Below are 22,945 nucleotides of genomic sequence, written 5' to 3' on the forward strand. Positions count from 1 at the left end.
CTCGGGGCTTCCATCGACGTTTCAAACCCGGAGGTTTTTTGACCGTCCGGCGCAAAAGCCTGTCCATGGTAACGTTACAAAAGCCTATTCTCGGGTCGCGCGAAATGTCCTAGCTTGGCGGCGATTGATCTCCTTGAGCATTTTCAGACATGCGATTCGGCCTTGCCTTGCCGCCCCAGATCAAGGTCTTCGGGGCGTTCTTCGTTTACTCCTTTGCCATGGGAAGCATGTTCCCGCGCCTGCCCGACATTCAGCGCGCCATGAATGTGGGCGAGGGCCAGCTCGGCCTGGCGCTGATCGGCTCGGCCGTGGGCACGCTGATCTCGCTGACCTTTGCCGGCCGCTTCATCGAGGCCGTCGGCTATCGTCGCGTGCTGCTGGTCGCCATTCCGCTGCTGTCGGCGCTCTATGCCCTGGCCATGTGGGCCCAGGGCCCGCTGATGTTCTTCCTGCTGCTGGTGCCGGTCGGCCTGACCATCGGCGCCATCGAGATCATCCTCAATGTCGAGGCCGACCGGGTGGAGCACGCCATCGGCCGCCGCATCATGAGCCGGGCCCATGCCTTCTGGAGCCTGGGCTTCTTCGCGGCCGGCATTGTCGGCTCCTTCATCGCCCAGAGCGGGCTGGAGCCGCGCTGGCACCTGATGGTGATGATCCCGGTCATCCTGGCCACGACGCTGCTCCTGCTCGGCCAGTTCCAGCCGGCGCCGCACCGCACCGGGTCCAGCACCGAGGAAACGCCGCATTTCGCCCGGCCCACCATGCCCATCATGCTGCTGGTCGGCGTCTGCCTCTCCGCCCTGCTCATGGAGGGCGCCGGCATCGACTGGTCGGCCATCTATATGCGCGACATGTTCACCGCCGAGCCGTTCTGGGCCGGCATCGCCGTGGCCATCGTCGCCGGCTCGCAGGCCCTGGCGCGGTTCTTCGCCGATGGCTTCGTGGAGCGCTACAGCCCCGTCGCGGTGGCCCGCGTCCTGCTGGCCATTCTTTTCATCGGCGTGGTGCTGGTCTTTATCGCGCCGTTCGCCTGGGCCGCCTATCTGGGCTTTGCGCTGATCGGCATCGGCTCGAGCGCGCTGTTTCCGCTGGCCATGTCGGCGGCGGCGCAGCAGACCGATCGGCCCGCTGCCATCAACGTGGCCGCCCTGGCGCAATTTTCCTTCACCGCCTTCCTCCTGGGCCCGCCGCTTCTGGGCCTGGTGGCGGAGCATTTCGGCATTCGCTGGACCTTCGGCATCGGCATTCCCCTGGTGCTGCTGGGTTTCGCCACGGCCCATGTCCTGGCCAGCCGCCCGGTAACCAGAACGGTGACGCCATGATCGCCCCCCCGCACCGCATCTATGCCTGCTTCTTCTTCTTCGCGGTCACCACCGGGGCGCTGATGGCGCGCCTGCCCGATATCCAGACCCATCTGGGCGTCAGCGAAGGCCAGCTGGGCCTCACCATGATCGGCATGTCCATCGGCTCGCTGATCTCGCTGACCGTGGGTGCGCCGGTCATCGAAAGGCTGGGTTTCCGCACCACGGCCTTCTTCACCACGCTCGGGCCCTCGCTGCTCTTCGCCACCATTCCCTTCCTGCCCAGCGCCCCCTTCATGTTCGCCGTGCTCTTCCTGGTGGGCCTGCTCTCGGGCGCGCTGGAGATCAATCTCAATGTCGAGATCGACCGGCTGGAGGCCCGCACCGGCAAGCGCTTCATGAACCGCGCCCATGGCTTCTGGAGCGTCGGCTTCTTCATCACCGCCCTGTTCGGCGCCATGATCCGCCAGTCCGGCCTCTCGGCCGGCCTGCACATGATCATCATCGCGGTGATCGTGGTTCTGGTGGGCGGCTATCTCATCTATGGCGCCACCAATGAGCCCAAGCCGGTCCGGGCGCATGGCGATGCCGACAATCACCGCTTCGCCTTCCCCACGATCGGGCTCCTGCCGCTCTGCCTCATCGGCTTCGCCGCCTTCCTGGTCGAGGGCGCCGGCATCGATTGGTCGGCCATCTATATGCGCGATGTCTTCGCGGTGGAGCCTTTCGTGGGTGGCATGGGTCTCACCCTCTTCGCCTTCTTCATGGCGCTGATGCGGCTCACCGCCGATCCCATCGTCGCCCGCTACGGGCCGCGCAACGTGGCCATGGTCATGCTCAGCTTTGCCAGCCTGGGCGCGCTGCTGGTGGGCACGGCGCCCACGGCCGAGCTGGCCTTGCTGGGCTTCGCGCTCATGGGCGCCGGCTGTTCGGCGGTCTATCCGCTGGCCGTGTCGGCGGCGGCGCAGCGCACCGACAGGCCGGCTTCGGTCAATGTCGCCGCGCTCGGGCAGGTCAGTTTCGTGGTCTTCTTCATGGCCCCGCCGCTCCTGGGCTTCGTGGCCGAATTCATCGATATCCGCGCGTCCTACCTGGTCTGCCTGCCGCTGCTCCTGGCCGGTCTCTGGGCCTCGAGCTTCGCCCTGGGCGAACGGAAAGTGGCGGCGCCCCCCGGCCTGCCGCCCGAACCCCTGGGCCCCAATGGCTGAGGACCTGCCGCCCATTGTCGATCTGCGCCAATCGGCCACCGCGCTGCGCGTGCAGCGCGGGGCCATGCGCATGCTGCGCGAGCGGCACGACATGGCCTGCTACGCCGAAGTGCCCCTGGCCAATGGCCGCCGGGCCGATATCCTGGCCGTGGGGCCGAAGGGCGAGATCTGGATCGTCGAGATCAAGTCGAGCCTGATCGACTTTCAGGTCGATCGCAAATGGCCCGAATATCGGGAATTTTCCGACAAGTTCTTCTTCGCCAAGCCGCCCGAGCTGGATGCGGAAATCTTTCCCGCCAGCGAGGGGCTGATCGTCGCCGACGGACATGACGGCGCCATTCTGCGCGACAGCCCCGATACCCCGCTGGCCCCGGCCCGACGCAAGGCGCTGCTGCTCAAGCTGGTCCGCATGGGAGCCGACCGCATCCATGTCCTCATGGATCCCGGCCCCCGATAATCAATCCCCGCTGCGCTCCATCGCGCTAGAATGCCGCCCCGGGAGATCAGAGATTGAACACGCGGCGCGGCTTGAATTGTCCATATTCCACCGATCCTGTCGCCAGCACCTGGCCCTTGAAGCTGGTCCAGCATTCCTCCAGCGCCACCGGTGCGCCGGCCCCGGTGAGCAGGATCGTATTGCCGTGGCTGACGGCGCCGGCCTGGCCGGCATCGAGGCGGATTTCGGGCAGTCCGGCAAGCCCCAGCGCGACGGGGGCGATCAGCGCATCGCGCGCCGGCCCCGCCTCGGCGGCTTCCAGCGCCGCGAGGCTGATCGCGTCCTTGTCGGTGAAGGGACCCACGGCCGCCCGATGCAGGCTGGTCACATGCCCCACCGTGCCCAGCGCCTCGGCAATGTCCCGCGCCAGCGCCCGCACATAGGTGCCCTTGCCGCAGGTCACTTCCAGCACGCTGGTTTCCGTCCCGTGCTCGATCAAGGCGATATGGTCGATATCGATGGGCCGGGCCGCCAGTTCGACGGCCTCGCCGGCCCGCGCCAGGTCATAGGCGCGCTCGCCATCCACCTTGATGGCCGAAAAGGCCGGCGGCCGCTGCAGGATCGTGCCGATGAAGCGCGGCAGCACCGCTTCCAGCGCCCCGCGCTCGGGCCGGATATCGGATGTGGCGATGACTTCCCCTTCCGTGTCGTCGGTCGAGGTGGCGCGACCCCAGCCAATGGCGAAACGGTAGATCTTGGTTCCGTCCTGCACCTGCGGCACCGCCTTGGTGGCTTCGCCCAGCGCAATGGGCAGGATGCCGGTGGCCAGCGGGTCGAGCGTGCCGGCATGCCCCGCCTTGGCCGCCGACAGCAGCCAGCGCACCTTGCCCACCGCCTGGGTGGAGGTCATGTCATAGGGCTTGTCGAGCACGATCCATCCCGAGATGGCGCGCTTCCTGGATTTGGCTTGCGTCACGATTCAGTCTTCGTCCGTGCCGGCATCGTCGTCGAGATCGCGCTTCACCCGGTCCGAGCGCAGCAGCGCGTCGATCCGGCCGGCCTCCTCGAACGTGTCGTCCACGAAGAAGCGGATTTCCGGCGCATATTTGAGATCGATCTGCGGCGCGATCCGCCCGCGGATGAACTTGCGGTGCCGGTTGAGTGCGGCGACGATCTCCTCCGCATGCGTGCCGCCCAGCGGCATCACATAGGCATTGGCGATCTTGAGATCGGGCGTCATGCGCACTTCGGGCACGGTGACGACCGCGCCGCGCAGGGCCTCGTCCTCGATTTCGCCGCGGGCGAACAGGGCGGCCAGGGCGTGGCGCACCAGTTCACCGACACGCAGCATGCGCTGGCTTGGGCCGGCGGGTTTATGGTCTTTTTTCATGGGGAAGCGGCTTATGCCCTCCCGGGTCCGCCGTCAATCCACGGGGCGCAAAGCCGCCTGCGACTTGAACTGGCCGAAGCGGGTTTCGACCTCTGCCGAAGAGACCGGCCAGGTGCTCGCATCGGCGGGGTCGAAGGCGGGTCCGCGCCATTCCTGGTAGATCGCGGCCACCCCGGCGGGGGATTTGTAGAAGCCCATGATCATCACCTCGCCCTGTCCGGCATAGCCCGGAAGGTCCCGGTAGGCGCCGCAGACAAGCCCGAGCGGGGGAATGTCGTCGCCATTGTCCGGCTCGAGCTGGAACAGCGCCACCCGGTCGGGGCGGCAGGTCCGCGCATAGACATCGATCATGGCCGTGCGCAGGTCGGCCAGTGTCAGGCCGGGTTGAGCGAAGATATTGGCGCCGTAAAGCCGGCTCCACAATGCCTCGCCCTCGCCGCGCGGATAGATTTCCAGCCGTGCCTGTCCATCCGCTTCGCGGAAATGCACCGAAACCAGGTCGAGCATGGTGGCGGGCGCGGCGCCCTGCAATTCCGTCCAGTCCGGCAGCGGCAGGGCCAGGGTCTGGTCCAGGGCGCGCAAGGTCAGGTGCTCGGCCGCCACCTCCAATGGCACGGCTTCGGCCTGGTGGGCGCCGGCCGGCATCGCCAGCAGCAGGCAGGCCAGAAGGACCATGGCGGACTTCATACTGGACACGGGGCTCTCCTAAACCCGGAACATGAGGCGATTGCCCCGTCACGTCCGCTCCCGCACGCCCCCTGCGCGGCACCGGACAGGCCGACCATTAGGGAGGAAACCGAAGCCATGCAAGATCGGTGGGGAGCCAGCCAGGCGAACGCGGTTCCGTTGCGGAATTGCTGCAACAGTCAGCCGCGCGCCGCGCGCGCCACCGGCGTCTCGGGCAAAAGGCGATGAGGCGGCTGATGCCCATCCATGAAGGTGCGGATATTGACGATGACCGCCTCGCCCATCTCCACCCGCGCCTCCAGCGTCGCCGAGGCCATATGCGCGGTCAGCACCACGCGGCCGGTTTCGGCCAGCGCCAGCAGCCGGGGATCGATGCCGTTCTGGTTGTCGAAGACATCGAGCGCCGCCCCTGCCAGGTGGCAGGTTTCGAGCTGCTCGACCAGCGCCTTTTCATCGATCAGCTCGGGCCGGCTGACATTGACCACATAGGCGCCCAGCTTCATGGCGGCGAGCCGCTCGGCCGAAAGGATGCCGTGGCTTTCCCGCGTCAGCGGCGTATGCAGGGACACGATGTCCACCGCCGCCAGCATGGCGTCGAGATCGTCCCAATAGGTGGCCTCGATCGGGTTTTCCACGCCGGGCGGGCGGCGATTGCGCGAAAAATAATGGATGGACAGGCCGAAGGCCCGGGCGCGGCTGGCCACGGCGGTGCCGATGCGGCCCATGCCCACGATGCCCAATGCCTTGCCGCGCAGCCTGTGGCCGAGCATCGAGGTCGGCGACCATCCGGCCCAGGCGCGGTCGCGCAGCAGCATCTGCGTGCCTTCCACCAGTCGCCGGGGCAGCGCCAGCATCAGGGCCGTGGCCATGTCGGCCGTATCCTCGGTCAGCACGGATGGCGTATTGGTGACGGTCAGGCCCGCCGCCCAGGCCGCTTCGAGGTCGATATTGTCCACGCCATTGCCGAACTGGGCGATCAGCCGGACGCTTTTCGGCAGGCGCGCGATCAGCTCGGCGTCGATCCGGTCGGTTATGGTGGAGACGAGCACGTCCTTGCCATCCAGGCCCGAGAGGATGTCGTCCGGGGTCAGTCCCTGGTCGGCATCGTTGACATCGGTTTCGAACAGGGTCGCCATGCGGGCTTCGATGCTGGCCGGCAGGCGCCTCGTCACCAATATCTTGGGTTTGCTGGAAGTCATTCGTACCGGATGCAGCGGCCGGGCCAGGCTTGCGCCCGTCCTTCAGCGACCATTAAGGATCATGGGCTAGTGATAGGGCAAATCCACCCCGTCTGCAAAGTGATGTTCCGTTTGCCCGCCTTTTCGGGCCTTGTGCGCCCATTTTTTCTGGTTCTTCTGGCGCTCGTCATGGCCTTCGCGGCGATGCCGCAGCCAATTTCGGCGCAGGACAATCCCAGCGGCCTCAAGCTGCCGCGCTTCGCCAGCACGCGCTCCAGCCCCATCAATGTGCGCGTCGGCCCGGGCACACGCTACGAGATCGCCTGGAACTTCCTGGTGCCGGGCGTGCCGGTGGAGATCATCCAGGAATTCGATACCTGGCGGAAAATCCGCGATTTCGAAGGCGACGAAGGCTGGGTGCATCAGAGCCTTCTGGCCGGCAACCGGGTCGGCTATGCCGCGCCGGTCATGGCCAATGGCGAGGTGCAGATGCACGCCAATCCGTCCATCGATGCGCCCCTGCGGGCGCGGCTGGCCGGCGGCGTGCGGGTTTCGATCAGTGCCTGCAACGGCGATTGGTGCCAGGTTTCCGCCGGCCAGCCGGGCGAACGTGCGACCTATTCGGGCTGGGTGCGCCAGGAAGAGATCTGGGGCGTCTATCCCGACGAGGACTTCGACTGAGGCTCAGCGGGTCGCCCATTCGAGCAGGCTCGCCAGGCTGACAAAGGGAATGCCGCCATGCTCGGTCAGTCCCGAAGCACAGGTCGACACGGTCGAAACGCCCAGCGCGCAGCCTTCCGGAATGTCCTGCGCCATCCGCCGCGTGGCATGCGCGTTGAGCTCGGGCACGAACAGGCCCTTGTCCCCGGCATAGCCGCAGCAGGTGATGGAGGACAGCACGGCCACCTCGTCGGCACAGGCCCGGGCAATCGCCTCGGTCATCGGCTGCTCGGCCAGGCGCTGCGCCGAGCAATTGTGGTGCACGGCCAGGCTGGGCAATGTCTGCGTCACCGTCAGCCTGGGCAGCACCTGCTCCACCAGGAATTGCGGCGAATCGGCCACTGCCGACCCCGAAAGTCCGTTCAGATGCTTGGCGCAGGTGGAAGCATCGGTGACGATGGGCAGGCGCCCGGCATCGCTATCCGCCGAAAGCTGCGCCATCAGCGCATCTCCGACCATCGCCGCCTGTTCGGGAAAGCCCTTGGACTGGAAGGGCTGTCCGCAACATTGCCCATTGAGATGCTCCGGCACGATCACCTCATATCCGGCGCGCTCCAGCAGGACCATCATCGCCTCCGGCGTCGCCAGCAGATTGTGCTCGGTCTTCGGTGCGCCGAACATGCGGCTGGGGCAGGCCGGGAAATAGACGATCTGCGGCCGGCCCGATTGGGCGATGGGAACCGGAAACCCGGTCTTTCTCGGGTCCTGGCGCGTATCGCGCGGCCTGGGGGCTCCGGGCCCGTGATGGAGCGCGCGCGAAACCCGGGGCACCCGCTTGCCGGTGAGGCGCCGGGCCGTGTCGGTAAGCGCCTCCAGGGCGGGGGCGGGAACGATGGTGCGGGCCGCATCGGCAATGGCCACGCCACCCCGCATCATGGTCTCGACGGCGCCGCGATGGTCAGCCGCGAAACGAGCGACCGATCGTGCCGCATCGCCCCGCCTTTTGGCGCGCTCGCTCATGATCAGCGTACCGGTCTCGATGCCGACCGGGCAGCGCAGGGAGCACAGATTGCAGGCGGCACAGGTATCCATGCCGGCATACTGAAAATCCGCCTCGAAGCGTGCGAGGCGCGCCGGATCTTCGCCGGTCTCGCGCAGCCGGGCGCGCTCGCGGGTCACGGCAATGCGCTGGCGCGGCGTCAGCGTCATGTGATGGCTCGGACAGGCCGGCTCGCAGAAGCCGCATTCGATGCAGAGGTCGACGACTTCGTCGGCCAGCGGCATGACCTTGAGATTCTTGACGTGGATTTTCTTGTCGTCGTTGAGCAGCACGCCGGGATTGAGCAGCCCTTCGGGATCGAAGATTGCCTTGATGCGGTGCATGAAGGCATAGGCCTTGCCGCCCCATTCCGCCTCGACGAAGGGCGCGATCGCCCGTCCGGTGCCGTGCTCGGCCTTGAGCGAGCCGCCATAGCGGACCGAGACCAGTTCCGAGAGTTCCTGGTTGAACACGTCGAATTTCTCGGCCGCGCCCGGCTGGGAGAAATTGTCGCTCATCTGGAAATGCAGGTTTCCGGCCAGAGCGTGGCCGAAAATGATGGCGTCGTCGTAGCCGTGATCGTCGAGCAGCTTGCGCATGTCGAGGACGAATTCGGCGAGCCGTTCAATGGGTGCGGCGACATCCTCGGTCAGCATCGAGGTGCCCTTGGGACGGGCGGCGCCGCCGGAGGTGAAGAAGCCCTTGCGGATATCCCACAGCGCATGGCTGCGATGTTCGTCGGTCGACAGATCGATATGGGTGGCGCCGTGCCGGGCCAGCAGCGCCTCGGCCTTGGCGATCTCGGCGGCGAGGGTGTCGGCATCCGGCGCGGTGACGTCGATCAGCACCGCGGGAGAATTCTCGGTGAGCCAGGGCAGGAGCGGCGCCATAGGCGCCAGGTGCTCGACTGTGGCCAGGGCCCGTCGCTCGATATATTCCGCCGCGGTGATGCCGGTGGTGACCTGCACACCGCCATTTGCCATTTCGATGATGGCCCGCCCCGCCGATTGCGGGTCGGGAAAGGGGATGAGCCCCGTGGCTTTGAAGGGATGCTCGGGCACCGTATTGTAAGTGACCTCGGAAACGAAGCCGAGCGTTCCCTCCGAACCGACGATCAGGTGGACCAGGATATCCAGGGGATCGTGGTAATCCACCAGGGCATTGAGCGAATACCCGACCGTATTCTTGATGCGGTACTTCTTGCGGATCAGAGCGGCCAGCTCGGCATCGGCCATCACCTCGTGATGGAGCTGATGCAATTGCTCCAGCATGGCGGCATGGCTCAGCCGGAAGGCGTCACGGCTTGCCGGGTCGCCGGAATCGAGCATCGTGCCATCCGTGAGCATGATCCGCAGGCGAGCCATGGTGTGATAGGTGTTCTGTGCCACGCCGCAGCACATGCCCGAGGAATTGTTGTTGACCACACCGCCGATCTTGCAGGTGGCCTGGCTGGCGGGATCGGGCCCGATCTTCTTGTCGAACGGCTTCAGCGCCCGATTGGCCTCGGCTACGATAACGGCCGGCCCCAATGTGATCTGCGCGGCATCAGGATGCACCGCCAATTTCCGCCAGCCATCGCCCAATACGGCCAGGACGCCATCGGTCACCGCCTGCCCGGACAGGGAGGTGCCGGCGGCGCGGAAGGTGACGGGCAATCCCTCCGCCCGCGCCGCCTGGAACACGGCCCGGACCTCATCCTCGGAATTGACGAAAACCACGACGGCCGGGATCAGCCGATAGGAGCTGGCATCCCCGCTCCAGGCATAGGTCATGAGCGGGTCGGTATAGACATTGCCCTTTATCTGGCCGCGCAGGCGCACGGCCACGCGCTCGCCGGCGGCGAGGCGGTCGGGTTGGGGAGCACGGGGCTGAACGGAGGACAGGACGGCTTGCTGCATGAAAGACAACTAACATGTTAGTTGTCTTTCGCGAAGCGGAATCACGCAAGCGGCGGCAGAACGGCGTGCGCCGCGCGGGTGATCCGCTGGATCATATCCTCGATGCGCTCGTCGCCACGTCGCTCCTTGAGCACATAGATGCCGGTCACCGCCCGGCGTGGTTCTCCCGCCTGTTCGACCTCCACCAATCCGCGCATGCGGAAATCATCCCGCATCACATGGGTGTGCAGCAACACGGCATCGGTGCCCAGCGTATAATCGATGCAGGCGGCCAGCGAATTGGAGCGAAAGGCATAGGTGGCGCGATCGAACACCGTCTCCACCCGGGTCCGGCGCCGGGACGGATCGAAGAAGCGCTCATGCCGGCTTTCGGCAAGCGAACTGATGACGATGGGATAGGTATCGACCTCCGCCTGCTGTCGCGGCGCGCCCAGCAGCGGGTGCCCCTCGCGCACGAAGAAGGCGTTATAGACCCGGGTCAGCGGCACGAAATCGGTGCCGATCGCCGAACTCAGCCCATCGATCTCATGGGCCAGGAACATGGAAATGTCGCCCGAAAGCATCTGATCCATGAGCCGCAATTGATTGCCCAGACTGATCTGCACGGGCGATTTGGGAAACTCGCGCTGATAGGCGACAACCATGTCCTTGAGGAACATGGTCCACCAGGAATAGCCGGACCCCAGCGACAGACCGCGCTCGGTGCCTCGCTGCTGATCGGCGATGGCATTGAGCGTGTTGTCATAGAGCCGGCGCATTAATTGGGCATTTTCGTACAGCGTCTCGCCATAGCGGGTCAGGCGTACGCCGCGCGAGGACCGCTCGAAGAGCGGCACCCCGATATTGTCTTCCAGCTTGCGCATGTTGAAGGTGAGGGTGGGCTGGGTGATGAACAGGGCAGTCGCCGCGCCGCTCAGCGTGCCGGCATCGGCGACCGCCAGGAACTGGTTCAACAGCTTGTCCATATCGCGCCTCACACCATAGATTTTCTCTATAATACGCCGACGATTTCGTAGTTTTCCAGCTAGATTTTTTGTTCCAGACTATCGGCGAAGGGTTCCGCGTATAACGCAGTCCGCGAGGCGGCAGCGGGATGAGGAGGAGGTTCATCGACAAGGCTCGACAGCGGCGCAGGCATGGCCAGTCAACTTCCATACAAGAAGGTTGCCCTTGGCGAGTCGAGTATGGTAGACCGTAACCGGCTGGTTATTTGCGGGAATTGCGATGGTGCGGTTTCATCGCGTTACGGCGCTGCTAAGCTGGGGTAATGAATGATGCCTGCGAGGTGTGTGCTTTAGTAACCAGTTGGTGATTTGGCGGTGGGGAGGCTGCCAAGGCACATTCGTTCCGGGAGTCGGAACGGTAAAGTTTCATGGGAGGAAACAAATGAGCATTCGACTAAGACGCCGTCAGTTCCTGATGGGATCTTCGGCTTTGGCTGCCGCGGCGGCTTTCGGTGCGGGGCCGGCCTGGGCCCAGGGTGCTACCCTGCGCCAGTTCTTCTGGGGCGGCCAGGCGCGCGCCGACCGCACCTATGCCGTCAACGACCTGTTCACCGCCGCCAATGGGGCCAGCGTGGATAGCAGCTTCCTGGCCTGGGGCGATTACTGGCCCAAGCTGGCCACCGAGACCGCCGGCGGCAACGCACCCGACATTGTGCAGATGGACTATCGCTATATCGTCGAATACGCCAAGCGTAACGCCATCGCGCCGCTGGACGAATTCGTCGGCGGCGCCCTCAAGCTGGACGGCTTCGATGAAGACCAGCTTGAAGGGGGCAAGGTCGACGGCCAGCTCTACGGCATCAGCCTGGGCGCCAATTCGGTGGCCCAGCTCGTCAACCTGTCGGCCTTCGAGGAAGCAGGGATCGAGCCGCCGAACCGCGACACCACCTATGACGAAATCCGCGAAAAGGGCGAGGCTTTCAAGGCTGCCAATATTCGCGGCGGCATCCGGATCATCGCCGATGGTTCGGGGTCCGAGCCCATGCTCGACAACTGGCTGCGCCAGAAAGGCCTGGCGCTCTATACCGCCGAGGGTACGCTGGGCTTCGATGCCGACGCGGCTGTCGAATGGTTCACGCTCTGGCAGGGTCTGCGCAATGACGGTATCTGCGTGACTGCCGAGGACCAGGCGCTCGACACCAATGGTCCGCTCGAGACCACCATGGTGGTGATGGGCAAGGCGGCGATGATGCCGTCGAACTCCAACCAGCTCGTGGCCTTCCGGACGCTGATGACCGACAACCTGACCATTACCAATTACCCGCGCATCGCGCCGGGCGTGGGTGGCGGTCACTATCGCAAGCCGTCCATGTTCTTCTCGGTGGGCGGCTCATCCGCCAACAAGGAACTGGCTGCCGAATATCTCAGCTTCTTCGTCAACGACCTCGAAGCGGCCAAGGTGCTTGGCGTCGAGCGTGGCATTCCCTGCATCGACAAGACTCGCGAGGCCGTTGCGCCCGATCTGGGCGAAGCCGATCAGATCGCGCTCGAATTCGTGGCCAATCTGGGCGATCTGCTCGGGCCTCTGCCGCCGCCGCCGCCGGCCGCCGCGGGTGAGATCGACGCGTCGCTGCTGCGCGTGCTCAGCCAGGAAGTTGCCTTCGGCGCCCGCACGCCGGAAGATGCCGGACAGTACTTCGTTTCCGAAGCCACTGCCATTCTGCAGCGCGCTAGCTGATCCGGGACGGGACTATGGCCACGCAGGTCGACACAAGTGCTTCAACCGGAGCCGGCCGCGTGGCCTCTCCATCCTTCTGGTCCGGGGTGTGGCAGAACCACGCCCCGGGCTACCTCTTCCTTCTGCCCTGGCTGATCGGCTTTCTCGGCCTGACCATCGGGCCGATCCTCACCTCGTTCTATCTGAGTTTCACCCATTTCGATCTGCTCACCGCCCCGCGCTGGGCCGGGATCGACAATTACATGCGCATGTTCACCAACGATCCGAAATTCGCCGCCTCCATGCGCGTGACCTTCGTTTTCGTGGTGTTCTCGGTGCCGCTAAAGTTGGCCTTTGCGCTCGGCGTTGCACTCCTGCTCAATCGCGGCATGAAGGGCCTGCCGCTCTACCGGGCGCTGTTCTATCTGCCGAGCCTGTTGGGCGCCTCGGTGGCCATCGCCATTCTCTGGCGGCAGATGTTCGCCGGCAATGGCCTGGTCAACCAGCTCCTGGCCAATTTCGGCATTCAGGGCCCGAGCTGGATCTCCAATCCCAATACTTCGCTATGGACCCTGATCATCCTGGCGGTCTGGCAGTTCGGCTCGCCCATGATCATCTTCCTCGCCGGCCTGCGGCAGATCCCGCAGGACATGTATGAGGCGGCCAGTCTCGATGGCGCCAGCAAATGGCGCCAGTTCTGGAAGATCACGCTGCCCATGCTGACGCCGGTGGTCTTCTTCAACGCCATCATCCAGACCATCGAGGCCTTCAAGAGCTTCACGCCCGCCTTCATCATCTCTGGCGGCACGGGCGGTCCGATCAACTCGACCCTGTTCTATACGCTCTATCTCTACAACGAGGCCTTCGGCTTCTTCCGTATGGGTTATGCCTCGGCCCTGGCCTGGGTCCTGCTGGCCATCGTGGCCCTGTTCACCGCCTTTTCCTTCCTGACCTCGAAATATTGGGTGCATTATGACGACTGATGCAGAGCGCCTGACCGTGGTCACCGGATCGTCTGTGACGCGCCGCAAGGTCATCTCGATCGTTTCGCACGTGCTGCTGATCGGCGCCTCGATCGTGATGCTCTATCCGCTGCTCTGGCTCATGGCCTCGTCGTTCCGGCCGGAAAACGAGATCTTCACCTCAGGCGTCTCCGTCCTGCCATCGGCGAACTGGAGCTTCGATTCCTACGTTCGCGGCTGGAACGGCTTGCGGGTCGGTTTCGGGCAATTGTTCATCAATTCCTTCGTCATTTCCGCCCTGTCGGTCATCGGCAATGTGGTGGCCTGCTCGCTGGCGGCCTATGCCTTCGCGCGGCTGGAATTTGCCGGACGCCGCTTCTGGTTCGCCATGATGCTGATGACCCTGATGCTGCCCTATCAGGTGACGCTCATCCCCCAATATGTGCTGTTCCTCAACCTGGGCTGGGTCAACACCATCCTGCCGCTGGTCGTGCCGAAATTCCTGGCCGCGGACGCCTTCTTCATCTTCCTGATGGTGCAGTTCTTCCGCGGCATTCCCAAGGAGCTCGACGAGGCCGCGCGCATGGACGGCGCCGGCCCATGGCGGATCTACTGGAAGATCATCCTGCCACTGTCCATGCCGGTTCTGGCCACGGCGGCGATCTTCACCTTCATCTGGACCTGGGACGATTTCTTCGGCCCGCTGATCTATCTCAACGATCTGCGCCAATACACCGTCATGCTCGGTCTGCGCACCTTCACCGACAATACCGGCATGTCCGATTATGGCGGCATGTTCGCCATGAGCGTGCTCAGCCTGGTGCCGATCTTCGTCTTCTTCCTCTTGTTCCAGCGGCTGCTGATCGAAGGCATCGCGACGACGGGCATGAAACGCTAACCCCCCTCATTCGGGATGCGGCCCGGCCGCATCCCGATCACCAGCGACGACCAGGATGCTTTGCTGAAATGACGATCAAATTTGCCGCCATCGGCATCAATCACGCCCATATCTACGGACAGGTGGATTGCCTGAAGCGGGCCGGGGCCGAATTCGTGGCCTTCCATGCCGTGGAGGACGATCTGGCCAAGACCTTCGGCGAGAAATACCCCGAGGCCCGCCGTGTGGCCGACCCGCGGGAAATCCTCGAAGACCAGTCCATTGCGGTGGTCACCACCGCCGCCATTCCCGGCGACCGCGCCGATATCTGCATCGCGGCCATGAAGCACGGCAAGGATGTGCTGACCGACAAGCCGGGCATGACCACCTTTGCCCAGCTCGAGGAGATCCAGCGGGTGCAGAGGGAAACCGGCCGCATCTTCTCGGTGCTCTATTCGGAGCATTTCGAGGTGCCCGCCGCCGTCGAAGCCGGCAATCTGATCGCCCAGGGCGCTATCGGCCAGGTGGTCAATACCGTGGGCCTCGGCCCCCATTCGCTGCGCCTCAACAACCGCCCCGACTGGTTCTTCACCCGCAACCGCTATGGCGGCATTCTCTGCGACATTGCCAGCCACCAGTTCGAGCAATTCCTGTTCTTCTCGAATGCCATGGATGGGGAAGTGGTGTCCTCCAGCGTCTACAATCGCAATCATCCGCACCGTCCCGGCCTGCAGGATGTCGGCGATGCCCATATCCGTACCGACAAGACCACCGGCTATATCCGTGTCGACTGGTTCACCCCCGAAGGCCTGCCCACCTGGGGCGACGGCCGCCTGACCATTCTGGGCACGGACGGCTATATCGAATTGCGCAAATATGTCGACATCGCCGGCCGTCCGGGGGAAAACCACCTGTTCCTGGTGGATCGGAAGGGGACGCGGCACATCGATTGCTCGACTGTCGATCTGCCCTTCGGCCGCCAATTCCTCGATGACGTGCGCAACCGCACTGAAACGGCGATGCCCCAGGAGCGGTGCTACAATGCCATGAAAATGGCGCTGACCGCTCAGGCCATGGCCGAGCAGGGCACGGAGTGGCAGCAATGAGCCGCGTCTTGAATGTAGCCGTCGTCGGTTGCGGCATCGGCCGCTCCCATATCGTGGAGGGCTATCTGCCCAATGCCGACAAGTTCAAGGTCCTGGCTATCTGCGATCTGGACCAGGAACGCCTCGACAAGATCGGCGAAGAATTCGGCATCGACCGCCGCGTCGTCAATTTCGATGACCTGCTGGCCATGGACGACATCGACATCATCGACGTCTGCACCCCCCCGGGCGCGCATCTTTTCATGGTCTCGGCGGCGCTCAAGGCCGGCAAGCACGTGGTCTGCGAAAAGCCCCTGGTCGGGTCGCTCAAGGATGTGGACACCATCATGGCGATCGAAAAGGGCGCCAAGGGCTTGCTCATGCCGGTGTTCCAATATCGCTTCGGCGACGGCATCGAGCAGGCCAAGGCGGTGATCGAGTCCGGCATTGCCGGCAAGGCCTATTGCGGCACGGTGGAAACCATGTGGCGGCGCGAAGCGCTCTATTACGCGGTGCCTTGGCGCGGCAAGTGGAAGACCGAGCTCGGCGGCGTGCTGATGGGTCACGCCATCCACCCCCACGATATCTTCACCTATCTGATGGGCGATATCGCCCGCATGTTCGGCCGCGTCGCCACGCGGGTGAACCCGATCGAGGTCGAGGACGTCATTTCCGCCTCCCTCGAGATGAAAAGCGGCGCCCTGGCGAGCTTTACCGCCACCCTGGGCTCTGTGGACGAGATCACCCGCATCCGGCTGCAATTTGAGAACGTCACCATCGAAAGCGACCATTCGCCCTATAATCCGGGTAAGGAGCCGTGGAAAATCCTGCCACGGAATGACGAGGTCAAGGCGCGGATCGACAAGCTGCTGGCCAATTGGCAGCATGTTCCGTCGCGTTTCCAGACCCAGATGGCGCGGTTCCATGATGCCATTTTCGGCAAGGGCGAATTGCCGGTGACCAGCGCCGATTCCCGGCGGGCGCTGGAATTGGTGACGGCGTTCTATCATTCTTCGTCCACCCATACCGAAGTCGTGCTGCCGCTCGGGCCCGAGCATCCGCTCTATGAGAGCTGGGTGCCGGCGCAATACCGATAGGCCAGGCAGGAGGAGACAGGCCCATGGCAACCAGCATCGAACTCAAGCAGATCAAGAAGGCCTATGGTGATGTGGCGGTGATCCACGGCGTCGATCTCACCATCGATCCGGGCGAATTCACCGTTTTCGTCGGACCCTCCGGCTGCGGAAAATCCACGCTGTTGCGGATGATTGCGGGCCTCGAGCCGATCACCGGCGGCGATCTGTTGATCGATGGGCAGCGGATGAACGAGGTACCGGCGGCCAAACGCGGCATTGCCATGGTGTTCCAATCCTATGCGCTCTATCCGCATATGAGCGTCTATCAGAACCTGGCCTTCGGGCTGGAGACGGCGCGCATGCCCAGGCCGGAAATCGAGAAGCGGGTGCAGCGGGCGGCGGAAATCCTCAAGATCGAGCCGCTCCTGAAGCGCAAGCCCAAGCAGCTTTCGGGCGGCCAGCGCCAGCGCGTCGCCATCGGCCGTGCCATCGTCCGCGAGCCGAAAATCTTCCTGTTCGACGAGCCGCTATCCAATCTCGACGCTGAATTGCGTGTGGCGATGCGCGTCGAAATCGCCAAACTCCACAATGACTTGGGTAATACCATGATCTATGTGACCCACGACCAAGTAGAGGCCATGACCATGGCCGACAAGATCGTGGTTCTGCGCGCCGGCATCATCGAACAGGCGGGGGCGCCGCTCGAACTTTACAACAATCCGCGCAATCTTTTCGTGGCCGGGTTCATCGGGTCGCCGAAGATGAATTTCCTCAATGCGAGCGTGGAGAACGGTGCTTTGGTGGCGGCGGGGACGGCGCTGTCGCTGGGGCGCGAGGTGGGTGGGGCGACCATGCTGGGCATCAGGCCCGAGCACATCACCATCGCCGAGGGTTCGGGGGTCAAGTTCGCGGATGTCCGGGTGGACCTCGTGGAAAATCTGGGTGGACAAACAGTGGTTTACGCCACGACCAGCGATGGTCAGGCCCTGACCATCGTGCTCGAAGGGCAGCGCAGCGTGGACCTGGGATCGAGCGTTTCGGCCTATCTCGACCCGGCCAAGGCCCATGTTTTCGATGCCGAAGGCCAGGCGATCCGCTGACCCCGGCGACCGGCCAAATGCAAAAATCCCCGTCCCTTCGGGCGGGGACTTTTTGTGACATCTGGCGGGATCTCGTGAGCAGACTGTGAACGTCGGCACCCGCCGATCGGCCGAAAGCGTGCTCAAAACGCTAACGATTGACGCCAAGCCGCGTCATTTTCTCGTTCAGGGTCCGGCGGGGCACCTGCAACGCCTCGGCGACGGCCGCGACGGAATCGTCATGGCGGCGCAGTTCGGCCTCGATGACATGCCGTTCATAGGCGGCGACCCTGTCGGCCAGGCTCGCCCCGTTCGGCTCCGGAGCGCGCTGACCCAGCATGTCGCCCAGGGCGCGGCCATTGGCGCTGAGGCCGAGCACGAAGCGATCGGCCGCCGCCTTCAATTCACGCACATTGCCCGGCCAGTCATGGCTGAGAATGGCATTGATGTCGGCCGGATGCAGGTCGGGCGGATTGCGCCCGAAACGGCGGGCGGCGAGCGCCAGGAAATGATGGAACAGCAGCACGCTGTCATCGCCGCGCTCGCGCAGGGGCGGCAGGTGGAGTGTGGCCATGTTGAGCCGGTAGAACAGATCGGCCCGGAACCGGCCGGCAGCGCTTTCGGCCTCGAGGTCCACCTTGGAGGCGGCGATGATCCTGAGATCGAGCGGGATCTGCCTGTTGGAGCCCAGCCGCTCGACCACCCGCTCCTGGATCACGCGCAGCACCTTGGCCTGGGCGAGGAGGGGCATGGATTCGATCTCGTCGAGCAGAAGCGTGCCGCCATTGGCGAATTCGAACTTGCCCAATCTTTGGCTGCCCGCGCCGGTAAAGGCGCCGGCCTCATGGCCGAACAGCTCGCTCTCGATCAGCTCGGCCGGGATGGCGGCGCAATTGACGGCGACGAAGGGCTTTTCCGCGCGGGGGGAAAAATCGTGCAGGCATCGCGCCACCACTTCCTTGCCGGTGCCGGTCTCGCCCAGGAGGATGACATCGGCGGGAATGGCGGCCAGCTCGCGGATGGCCCGACGCAAGGCCTCCATGCCGGGCGCGGCGCCGATGAGCCGGCCCGCCAGTTCATTGTCGCCGCCATCGAGCCGGCGTCGCAGGTCGGCGATCTCGCGCCGCAGCCGCGCCCGCTCCACCGCGCGGTTGAGGGAATTGACCAATTGTTCGGGCACGTAGGGCTTTTGCAGGAAATCGAAGGCCCCCGCGCGCATGGCTTCGACCGCCATGGGCACGTCGCCATGGCCGGTAATGAGGATGACCTCGATGGGCAATCCGCCCTCGCCGATGGCGCGCAACAGCTCGAGCCCGGACAGGCCCGGCATGCGCACGTCGGTCAGCACGACATGGGGCTGGCCGGCCTCGATCAGGCGCATGGCCTCGCCGGCATTGGCGGCGATGGCGGTCTCGAAGCCGGACAGGCGCAACCATTGCTCGAGCGCGGTGCGCACCATGTCTTCGTCGTCGACGATGAGGATTTTGGGATTGGTCATGATGGGCGGCTTCTCAATCGTGCTTATCGTTTCGCTCGGTGCGATGGTGCGGTTCTTTCGCCTCCCTCCCCCTTGAGGGGAGGGAATGAGGGTGGGGGTTCAGGCCTATCAGCAATCCCCCCAGCGATGTGAGCGCGCTGCACCTTCAGAACCCCCTCCCCTGCCCTCCCCTCAAGGGGGAGGGGGCTCATCGCGGGTGTGGCGACATCGTGCGCCACCGGCAGAACAATCGTAAACGTACTCCCCTGGCCGGGCACGGAATGCACGTTGATGGTGCCGCCCGAATCCCGCACCAGGCCGTAGGAGATGGCCAGGCCCAGCCCCAGGCCCTTGCCGGCGGGCTTGGTGGTGAAGAAGGGATCGAAGAGATTGGCCATGTCCTCCGGCGCGATGCCGATGCCGGTATCGGTGATGGCGATGCGGGCCTGGCCGCCTTCGGACACGACGCCGATGGAGAGGACGCGCATGGGCAAATCCTCCATGGCGTCGGCGGCATTGGCGATGAGATTGATTAGCACCTGTTCGAGATGCACCGGATTGGCGGCGACGGCCAGCGGCGGCCGCGGCCGGCGATATTCGACATCCACGCCCACCTGGCGCAGGCGGTGATCGACCAGGTCGAGCGCATTGGCCATGGCAGTGCCGATATCGGCCTGCATGACGCCCCGGCCGTCCTTGCGAGCAAAGGTCTTGAGATGCCCGGTGAGATTGGCGAGCCGCTCCACCACCTTGTCCATGGCGGCAAGGACCGGGACGAGCTCGCCGCCGCTGCGGCGCTGTTCGAGCAGGCGCGCGCTGGCCAGATGAGTGGTGAGCGCGGCCACCGGCTGGCTGACCTCGTGGGCGACCCCGGCCAGGGCCTGGCCGAGGCTGGCGAGCCGGGCGGCCTGCGCCAGCCCCGCCTGGGCCTCGCGCTCGGCCTTTTCGGCGCGGACGCGCTCGGCGATCTCGGCCCGCAATTGCGCGTTCATGGCATGCAAATCCTCGGTGCGCTCGGCCACGCGCTGTTCGAGCCGCATGTGATCGCTGAGGCGCTGGCTGACCAGCCTGCGGCGCTGCTCGAACAGGACGATGACGAGCAGCAGGGCGGCGCAGGCCAGGCCCGCCGCCGCGGCCGCCACCATGGCGGCGCCCTGGAGCGGCGCCAGCGGAATGAAGGACAGGAGCCGCCAGCCCAGCTTGGGCAGGCGCAATTCCTCCAGCACGAAATAGCCCGAGGCTTCCGGATCGGCCCCGGCAATATAGGCGAATTCGGCGCCGCGCGATTGCCAGCGATCGGCCAGGATGCCCTTGTTGTCGACGCCGTTCTCGCCATAGCGCTGCTGGCTGGAAATCTCTCCCGCCCGGGCCGGCGTCATGGTCTGCAGCGGCCGGTAGCGCCAATCCGGCCGGGTGGAGAGGATGACCACGTCATTGACATCGGCGATCCCGATCAATTCGCCCGAGCGCCACCAGATCGCTTCCAGCTCGCCCAGGTGAATCTTGGTCACCGCCACCCCGATCGGCTCATCGGGTCCGTCCACGCGCTGCGACAGGAAATAGCCCGGTACGCTGGTGGAGATGCCGAAGGCGTAATATTGCGCCTTGCCGCGGTCCAGGGCGTCGGCGAAATAGGGCCGGAAGGAATAATCGGTGCCCACCAGGCTCGTGAGCGTCCACCAATTGCTGGCGGCCACCACGCTGCCATGCTCGTCCATGAGAAAAATCTCGCCGGCCCCGGCGGTCTCGTTGAGCTTGCTCAGGAAGCCGTTCGCCGCCTCCACCGCCTCGGGGTCCTCGGGGTTATCCAGCGCGGCGCGGGCCTCGCGCGATTGCGAAATGGCCACCGGCAGATAGTGGAAGCGTTCGATGATGGCTTCGAGCGTGCGGTCGAACAGGGTGAGGCGGCGCTGCGCCTGTTCCTCGGCATTGCGGATGGCCCCGTTCAGCGCCAGCTCGAACGTCACCCAGCCGACCAGCGCCACCAGGATCAGGCCCATGGCGATGGCCGCCACATGGCGGTGATCCAGCAGATGGCGCAGCGCAAGTCCCAAGGTAGGCCCTTATTGGCAAGATATTGCCAGGCTCTCGGCGAAAGCTCGGCAATTTTCTGCCCGAACGCTTAACACGCCCTGCACGAAAAGCATATCTGCCTTGCATTTCTGCCTTGGCACGCGCTTTGCAATAGGGATTTCGCCCCTGGCCGGAGCCGGGGCCAATCTGGGAGGAAATACCAAGATGAACACATTCGTCAGGACGTTCGCCGCCGCCCTGGTCGCGGCCTCCGCGCTGAGCGGAATTTCCGCCATGGCGCAGGACTATCCCAACCAGCCGATCACCATCGTCGTGCCCTTCTCGGCCGGCGGCCCCACCGACACGGTGACGCGCCTCGTCGCCGCGGCGATGAGCGAGGATCTCGGCCAGCAGGTGGTGGTGCAGAACGTGGGCGGCGCCGGCGGCACGCTGGGCGCGGGCCAGGTGGCCGCGGCCAATGCCGATGGCTATACGCTGCTGCTGCACCATATCGGCATGTCCACCGCCCCGGCGCTCTATGCCAGCCTGCCCTTCGACCCGATGACCGATTTCGCCCCGATCGGGCTGGTCACCGAAGTGCCGATGACGGTGGTGGCGCGGCGCGATTTCGAGCCGGCAACCCTCGAAGACCTCATCGCCCATATCAAGGAAAACGGCGAGAACATCACCTATGCCAATGCCGGCATCGGCGCGGCGAGCCAGCTTTGCGGCCTGCTGATCATGGACGCGCTCGACACCAAGATGACCGAAGTGCCCTATCAGGGCACCGGCCCGGCCATGACCGACCTGCTCGGCGGGCAGATCGACATGATGTGCGACCAGACCACCAATACGACCAGCCAGATCCAGGCCGGCGAAATCAAGGCCTATGCGGTGACGACGCCCGAGCGCATCGCCGTGCTGCCCGACCTGCCGACCCTGGCCGAAGGCGGCCTCGACAATTTCAACCTCGCCATCTGGCACGGCCTCTACGCGCCGGCCGGCACCGACCCGGCCATCGTCGCGCGGCTGCAGACCGCCTTGCAGGCCGCCCTGGCCAATGAAACCGTCGGCAATTCCTTCGCCGAGCTGGGCACCTATCCGGTCCCGGCCGACCAGGCCACGCCCGAAGCCCTGGCCGAAACCCTCGAAGGCCAGATCGCGCTCTGGAAGGAAGTGATCTCGGCGGCCGGCGTGTCGGCGCAATAGGGCCGTTCACAAGGCTTCGGCTCTGTCGCCCCCCTCCCCCTTGAGGGGAGGGCCGGGGTGGGGGTCGTGCGGTGAACCGCCGATGGACCCCCACCCTCATTCCCTCCCCTCAAGGGGGAGGGAGGCGATGGAACCGCCAGATTGAGAGGGAGACGTCCAAGGTGAACCCTCCCTCTGGGGGGCAAGAGCCGCCGGCTCCGGCACTCTTCCGGCATCCAATTGGCCACACCCATCGGGAGGCGAAAATGGCACTCAATGCGTCGCGCGACGATCTGGCCGCGGGGGCGATCTTCGTGGCCTTCGGCTCGTTCTTCGCGCTCGAAGCGATGAAATATGAATTCGGCACGCCCTTCCGCATGGGGCCGGGCTTCATGCCCATCCTCCTGGGCGGCATCCTGGTGGCGCTGGGCATCGCCGTGGCCGCCAAGGGCTTCGGCAAGCCCGAAACCGGTTCCGGGCCGGCCTGGCCCTGGCGCGGCATCGTCCTGGTGCTGGGCACGATCCTGTTCTTCGCCGCCACCATACGCGGGCTGGGCTTCGTGCCGGTGGTGCTGACCACCGCCCTGGTCACCGCGCTGTCCAGCCGCCGCAATTCATGGCTGGCGGCCCTGGTCATCGCCCTGGGCCTCACCATGCTCTGCTACCTCATCTTCGTGGTGGGCCTGGGTATGATCGTGCCGCTTTTCGGCCCCTGGCTCAGCTTCTAGGA

General features: G+C 65.0%; 20 protein-coding genes. 12 read left to right on the forward strand and 8 right to left on the reverse strand.

All coding sequences use genetic code 11. The features are described from left to right. The first annotated feature begins 149 nt into the window (after positions 1-149). The 3 genes from A3840_RS06280 to A3840_RS06290 are packed head-to-tail and all read left to right on the forward strand — an operon-like array spanning position 150 to position 2,966. Complete coding sequence (locus A3840_RS06280) at positions 150-1,322, forward strand: MFS transporter (RefSeq protein WP_067453574.1); 1,173 nt, start codon at positions 150-152, stop codon at positions 1,320-1,322. After that, positions 1,319-2,509 (forward strand): MFS transporter, encoded by a 1,191-nt coding sequence (locus A3840_RS06285; protein WP_067453576.1) that lies wholly within the window; start codon positions 1,319-1,321, stop codon positions 2,507-2,509. The genes A3840_RS06280 and A3840_RS06285 overlap by 4 nt, the downstream gene beginning before the upstream one ends. Continuing rightward, positions 2,502-2,966, forward strand: a complete 465-nt coding sequence (locus A3840_RS06290) for an MmcB family DNA repair protein (RefSeq protein ID WP_067453579.1) — start codon at positions 2,502-2,504, stop codon at positions 2,964-2,966. The genes A3840_RS06285 and A3840_RS06290 overlap by 8 nt, the downstream gene beginning before the upstream one ends. A gap of 46 nt (positions 2,967-3,012) precedes the next feature. Here the strand turns inward: A3840_RS06290 and truB are convergent, their stop codons facing one another. The 4 genes from truB to A3840_RS06310 all read right to left on the reverse strand — a co-directional run bounded on the left by truB (position 3,013) and on the right by A3840_RS06310 (position 6,221). Further along, positions 3,013-3,921 (reverse strand): tRNA pseudouridine(55) synthase TruB, encoded by a 909-nt coding sequence (gene truB / locus A3840_RS06295; protein WP_067453582.1) that lies wholly within the window; start codon positions 3,919-3,921, stop codon positions 3,013-3,015. Between the two features lie 3 nt (positions 3,922-3,924). Next, positions 3,925-4,335: a 30S ribosome-binding factor RbfA gene (rbfA, locus tag A3840_RS06300; RefSeq protein ID WP_067453585.1), complete on the reverse strand. Its 411-nt coding sequence runs from the start codon at positions 4,333-4,335 to the stop codon at positions 3,925-3,927. A 33-nt stretch (positions 4,336-4,368) separates the two neighbouring features. Next, positions 4,369-5,031: a hypothetical protein gene (locus A3840_RS06305; RefSeq protein WP_131798262.1), complete on the reverse strand. Its 663-nt coding sequence runs from the start codon at positions 5,029-5,031 to the stop codon at positions 4,369-4,371. A gap of 170 nt (positions 5,032-5,201) precedes the next feature. Next, complete coding sequence (locus A3840_RS06310) at positions 5,202-6,221, reverse strand: 2-hydroxyacid dehydrogenase (RefSeq protein WP_067453591.1); 1,020 nt, start codon at positions 6,219-6,221, stop codon at positions 5,202-5,204. A 102-nt stretch (positions 6,222-6,323) separates the two neighbouring features. Here A3840_RS06310 and A3840_RS06315 point away from each other — a divergent pair, with 102 nt between their 5' ends. After that, positions 6,324-6,881 carry an SH3 domain-containing protein gene (locus A3840_RS06315; RefSeq protein WP_082903695.1) on the forward strand — a complete coding sequence of 186 codons (558 nt, stop codon included), beginning with the start codon at positions 6,324-6,326 and terminating at the stop codon, positions 6,879-6,881. 3 nt (positions 6,882-6,884) lie between these two features. Here the strand turns inward: A3840_RS06315 and A3840_RS06320 are convergent, their stop codons facing one another. Beyond that, a complete protein-coding gene (locus A3840_RS06320) occupies positions 6,885-9,797 on the reverse strand; it encodes an FAD-binding and (Fe-S)-binding domain-containing protein (protein WP_082903696.1) in 2,913 nt (970 codons plus the stop codon). A 41-nt stretch (positions 9,798-9,838) separates the two neighbouring features. Next, positions 9,839-10,762 carry a LysR family transcriptional regulator gene (locus tag A3840_RS06325; RefSeq protein WP_067453594.1) on the reverse strand — a complete coding sequence of 308 codons (924 nt, stop codon included), beginning with the start codon at positions 10,760-10,762 and terminating at the stop codon, positions 9,839-9,841. A 421-nt stretch (positions 10,763-11,183) separates the two neighbouring features. On the opposite strand from A3840_RS06325, the gene A3840_RS06330 reads away from it, so the two are divergent. The 6 genes from A3840_RS06330 (at position 11,184) to A3840_RS06355 (ending at position 17,558) form a co-directional block, all read left to right on the forward strand. Then, on the forward strand, positions 11,184-12,479 hold the full coding sequence (locus A3840_RS06330) for an ABC transporter substrate-binding protein (RefSeq protein WP_067453597.1): 1,296 nt from the start codon (positions 11,184-11,186) through the stop codon (positions 12,477-12,479). Positions 12,480-12,493: 14 nt separating this feature from the next. After that, positions 12,494-13,441: a carbohydrate ABC transporter permease gene (locus tag A3840_RS06335; RefSeq protein WP_082903697.1), complete on the forward strand. Its 948-nt coding sequence runs from the start codon at positions 12,494-12,496 to the stop codon at positions 13,439-13,441. 10 nt (positions 13,442-13,451) lie between these two features. Then, the gene (locus A3840_RS06340) at positions 13,452-14,318 is read left to right on the forward strand and encodes a carbohydrate ABC transporter permease (protein WP_425388839.1); all 867 of its coding nucleotides are present in this window, start codon (positions 13,452-13,454) and stop codon (positions 14,316-14,318) included. Positions 14,319-14,386: 68 nt separating this feature from the next. Continuing rightward, positions 14,387-15,403, forward strand: a complete 1,017-nt coding sequence (locus A3840_RS06345; RefSeq protein ID WP_067453603.1) for a Gfo/Idh/MocA family protein — start codon at positions 14,387-14,389, stop codon at positions 15,401-15,403. Next, positions 15,400-16,479 (forward strand): Gfo/Idh/MocA family protein, encoded by a 1,080-nt coding sequence (locus A3840_RS06350; protein WP_067453606.1) that lies wholly within the window; start codon positions 15,400-15,402, stop codon positions 16,477-16,479. Before A3840_RS06345 ends, A3840_RS06350 begins: the two co-directional genes overlap by 4 nt. 23 nt (positions 16,480-16,502) lie before the next feature. Further along, positions 16,503-17,558, forward strand: a complete 1,056-nt coding sequence (locus A3840_RS06355; RefSeq protein WP_067453609.1) for an ABC transporter ATP-binding protein — start codon at positions 16,503-16,505, stop codon at positions 17,556-17,558. 130 nt (positions 17,559-17,688) lie between these two features. On the opposite strand, the gene A3840_RS06360 is transcribed toward A3840_RS06355, so the two are convergent. Then, positions 17,689-19,035, reverse strand: a complete 1,347-nt coding sequence (locus A3840_RS06360; RefSeq protein ID WP_067453611.1) for a sigma-54-dependent transcriptional regulator — start codon at positions 19,033-19,035, stop codon at positions 17,689-17,691. Positions 19,036-19,058: 23 nt separating this feature from the next. Next, complete coding sequence (locus A3840_RS06365; RefSeq protein WP_067453614.1) at positions 19,059-21,068, reverse strand: sensor histidine kinase; 2,010 nt, start codon at positions 21,066-21,068, stop codon at positions 19,059-19,061. A 184-nt stretch (positions 21,069-21,252) separates the two neighbouring features. Here A3840_RS06365 and A3840_RS06370 point away from each other — a divergent pair, with 184 nt between their 5' ends. Further along, positions 21,253-22,236: a tripartite tricarboxylate transporter substrate-binding protein gene (locus A3840_RS06370; RefSeq protein ID WP_067453616.1), complete on the forward strand. Its 984-nt coding sequence runs from the start codon at positions 21,253-21,255 to the stop codon at positions 22,234-22,236. A gap of 245 nt (positions 22,237-22,481) precedes the next feature. Further along, positions 22,482-22,943, forward strand: coding sequence for a tripartite tricarboxylate transporter TctB family protein (locus tag A3840_RS06375; RefSeq protein ID WP_067453619.1), 462 nt, complete (start codon positions 22,482-22,484; stop codon positions 22,941-22,943). The last annotated feature ends 2 nt before the right edge of the window (positions 22,944-22,945 follow it).

This window comes from Devosia elaeis (assembly GCF_001650025.1).
GTDB classification, from domain to species: Bacteria; Pseudomonadota; Alphaproteobacteria; order Rhizobiales; family Devosiaceae; genus Devosia; species Devosia elaeis.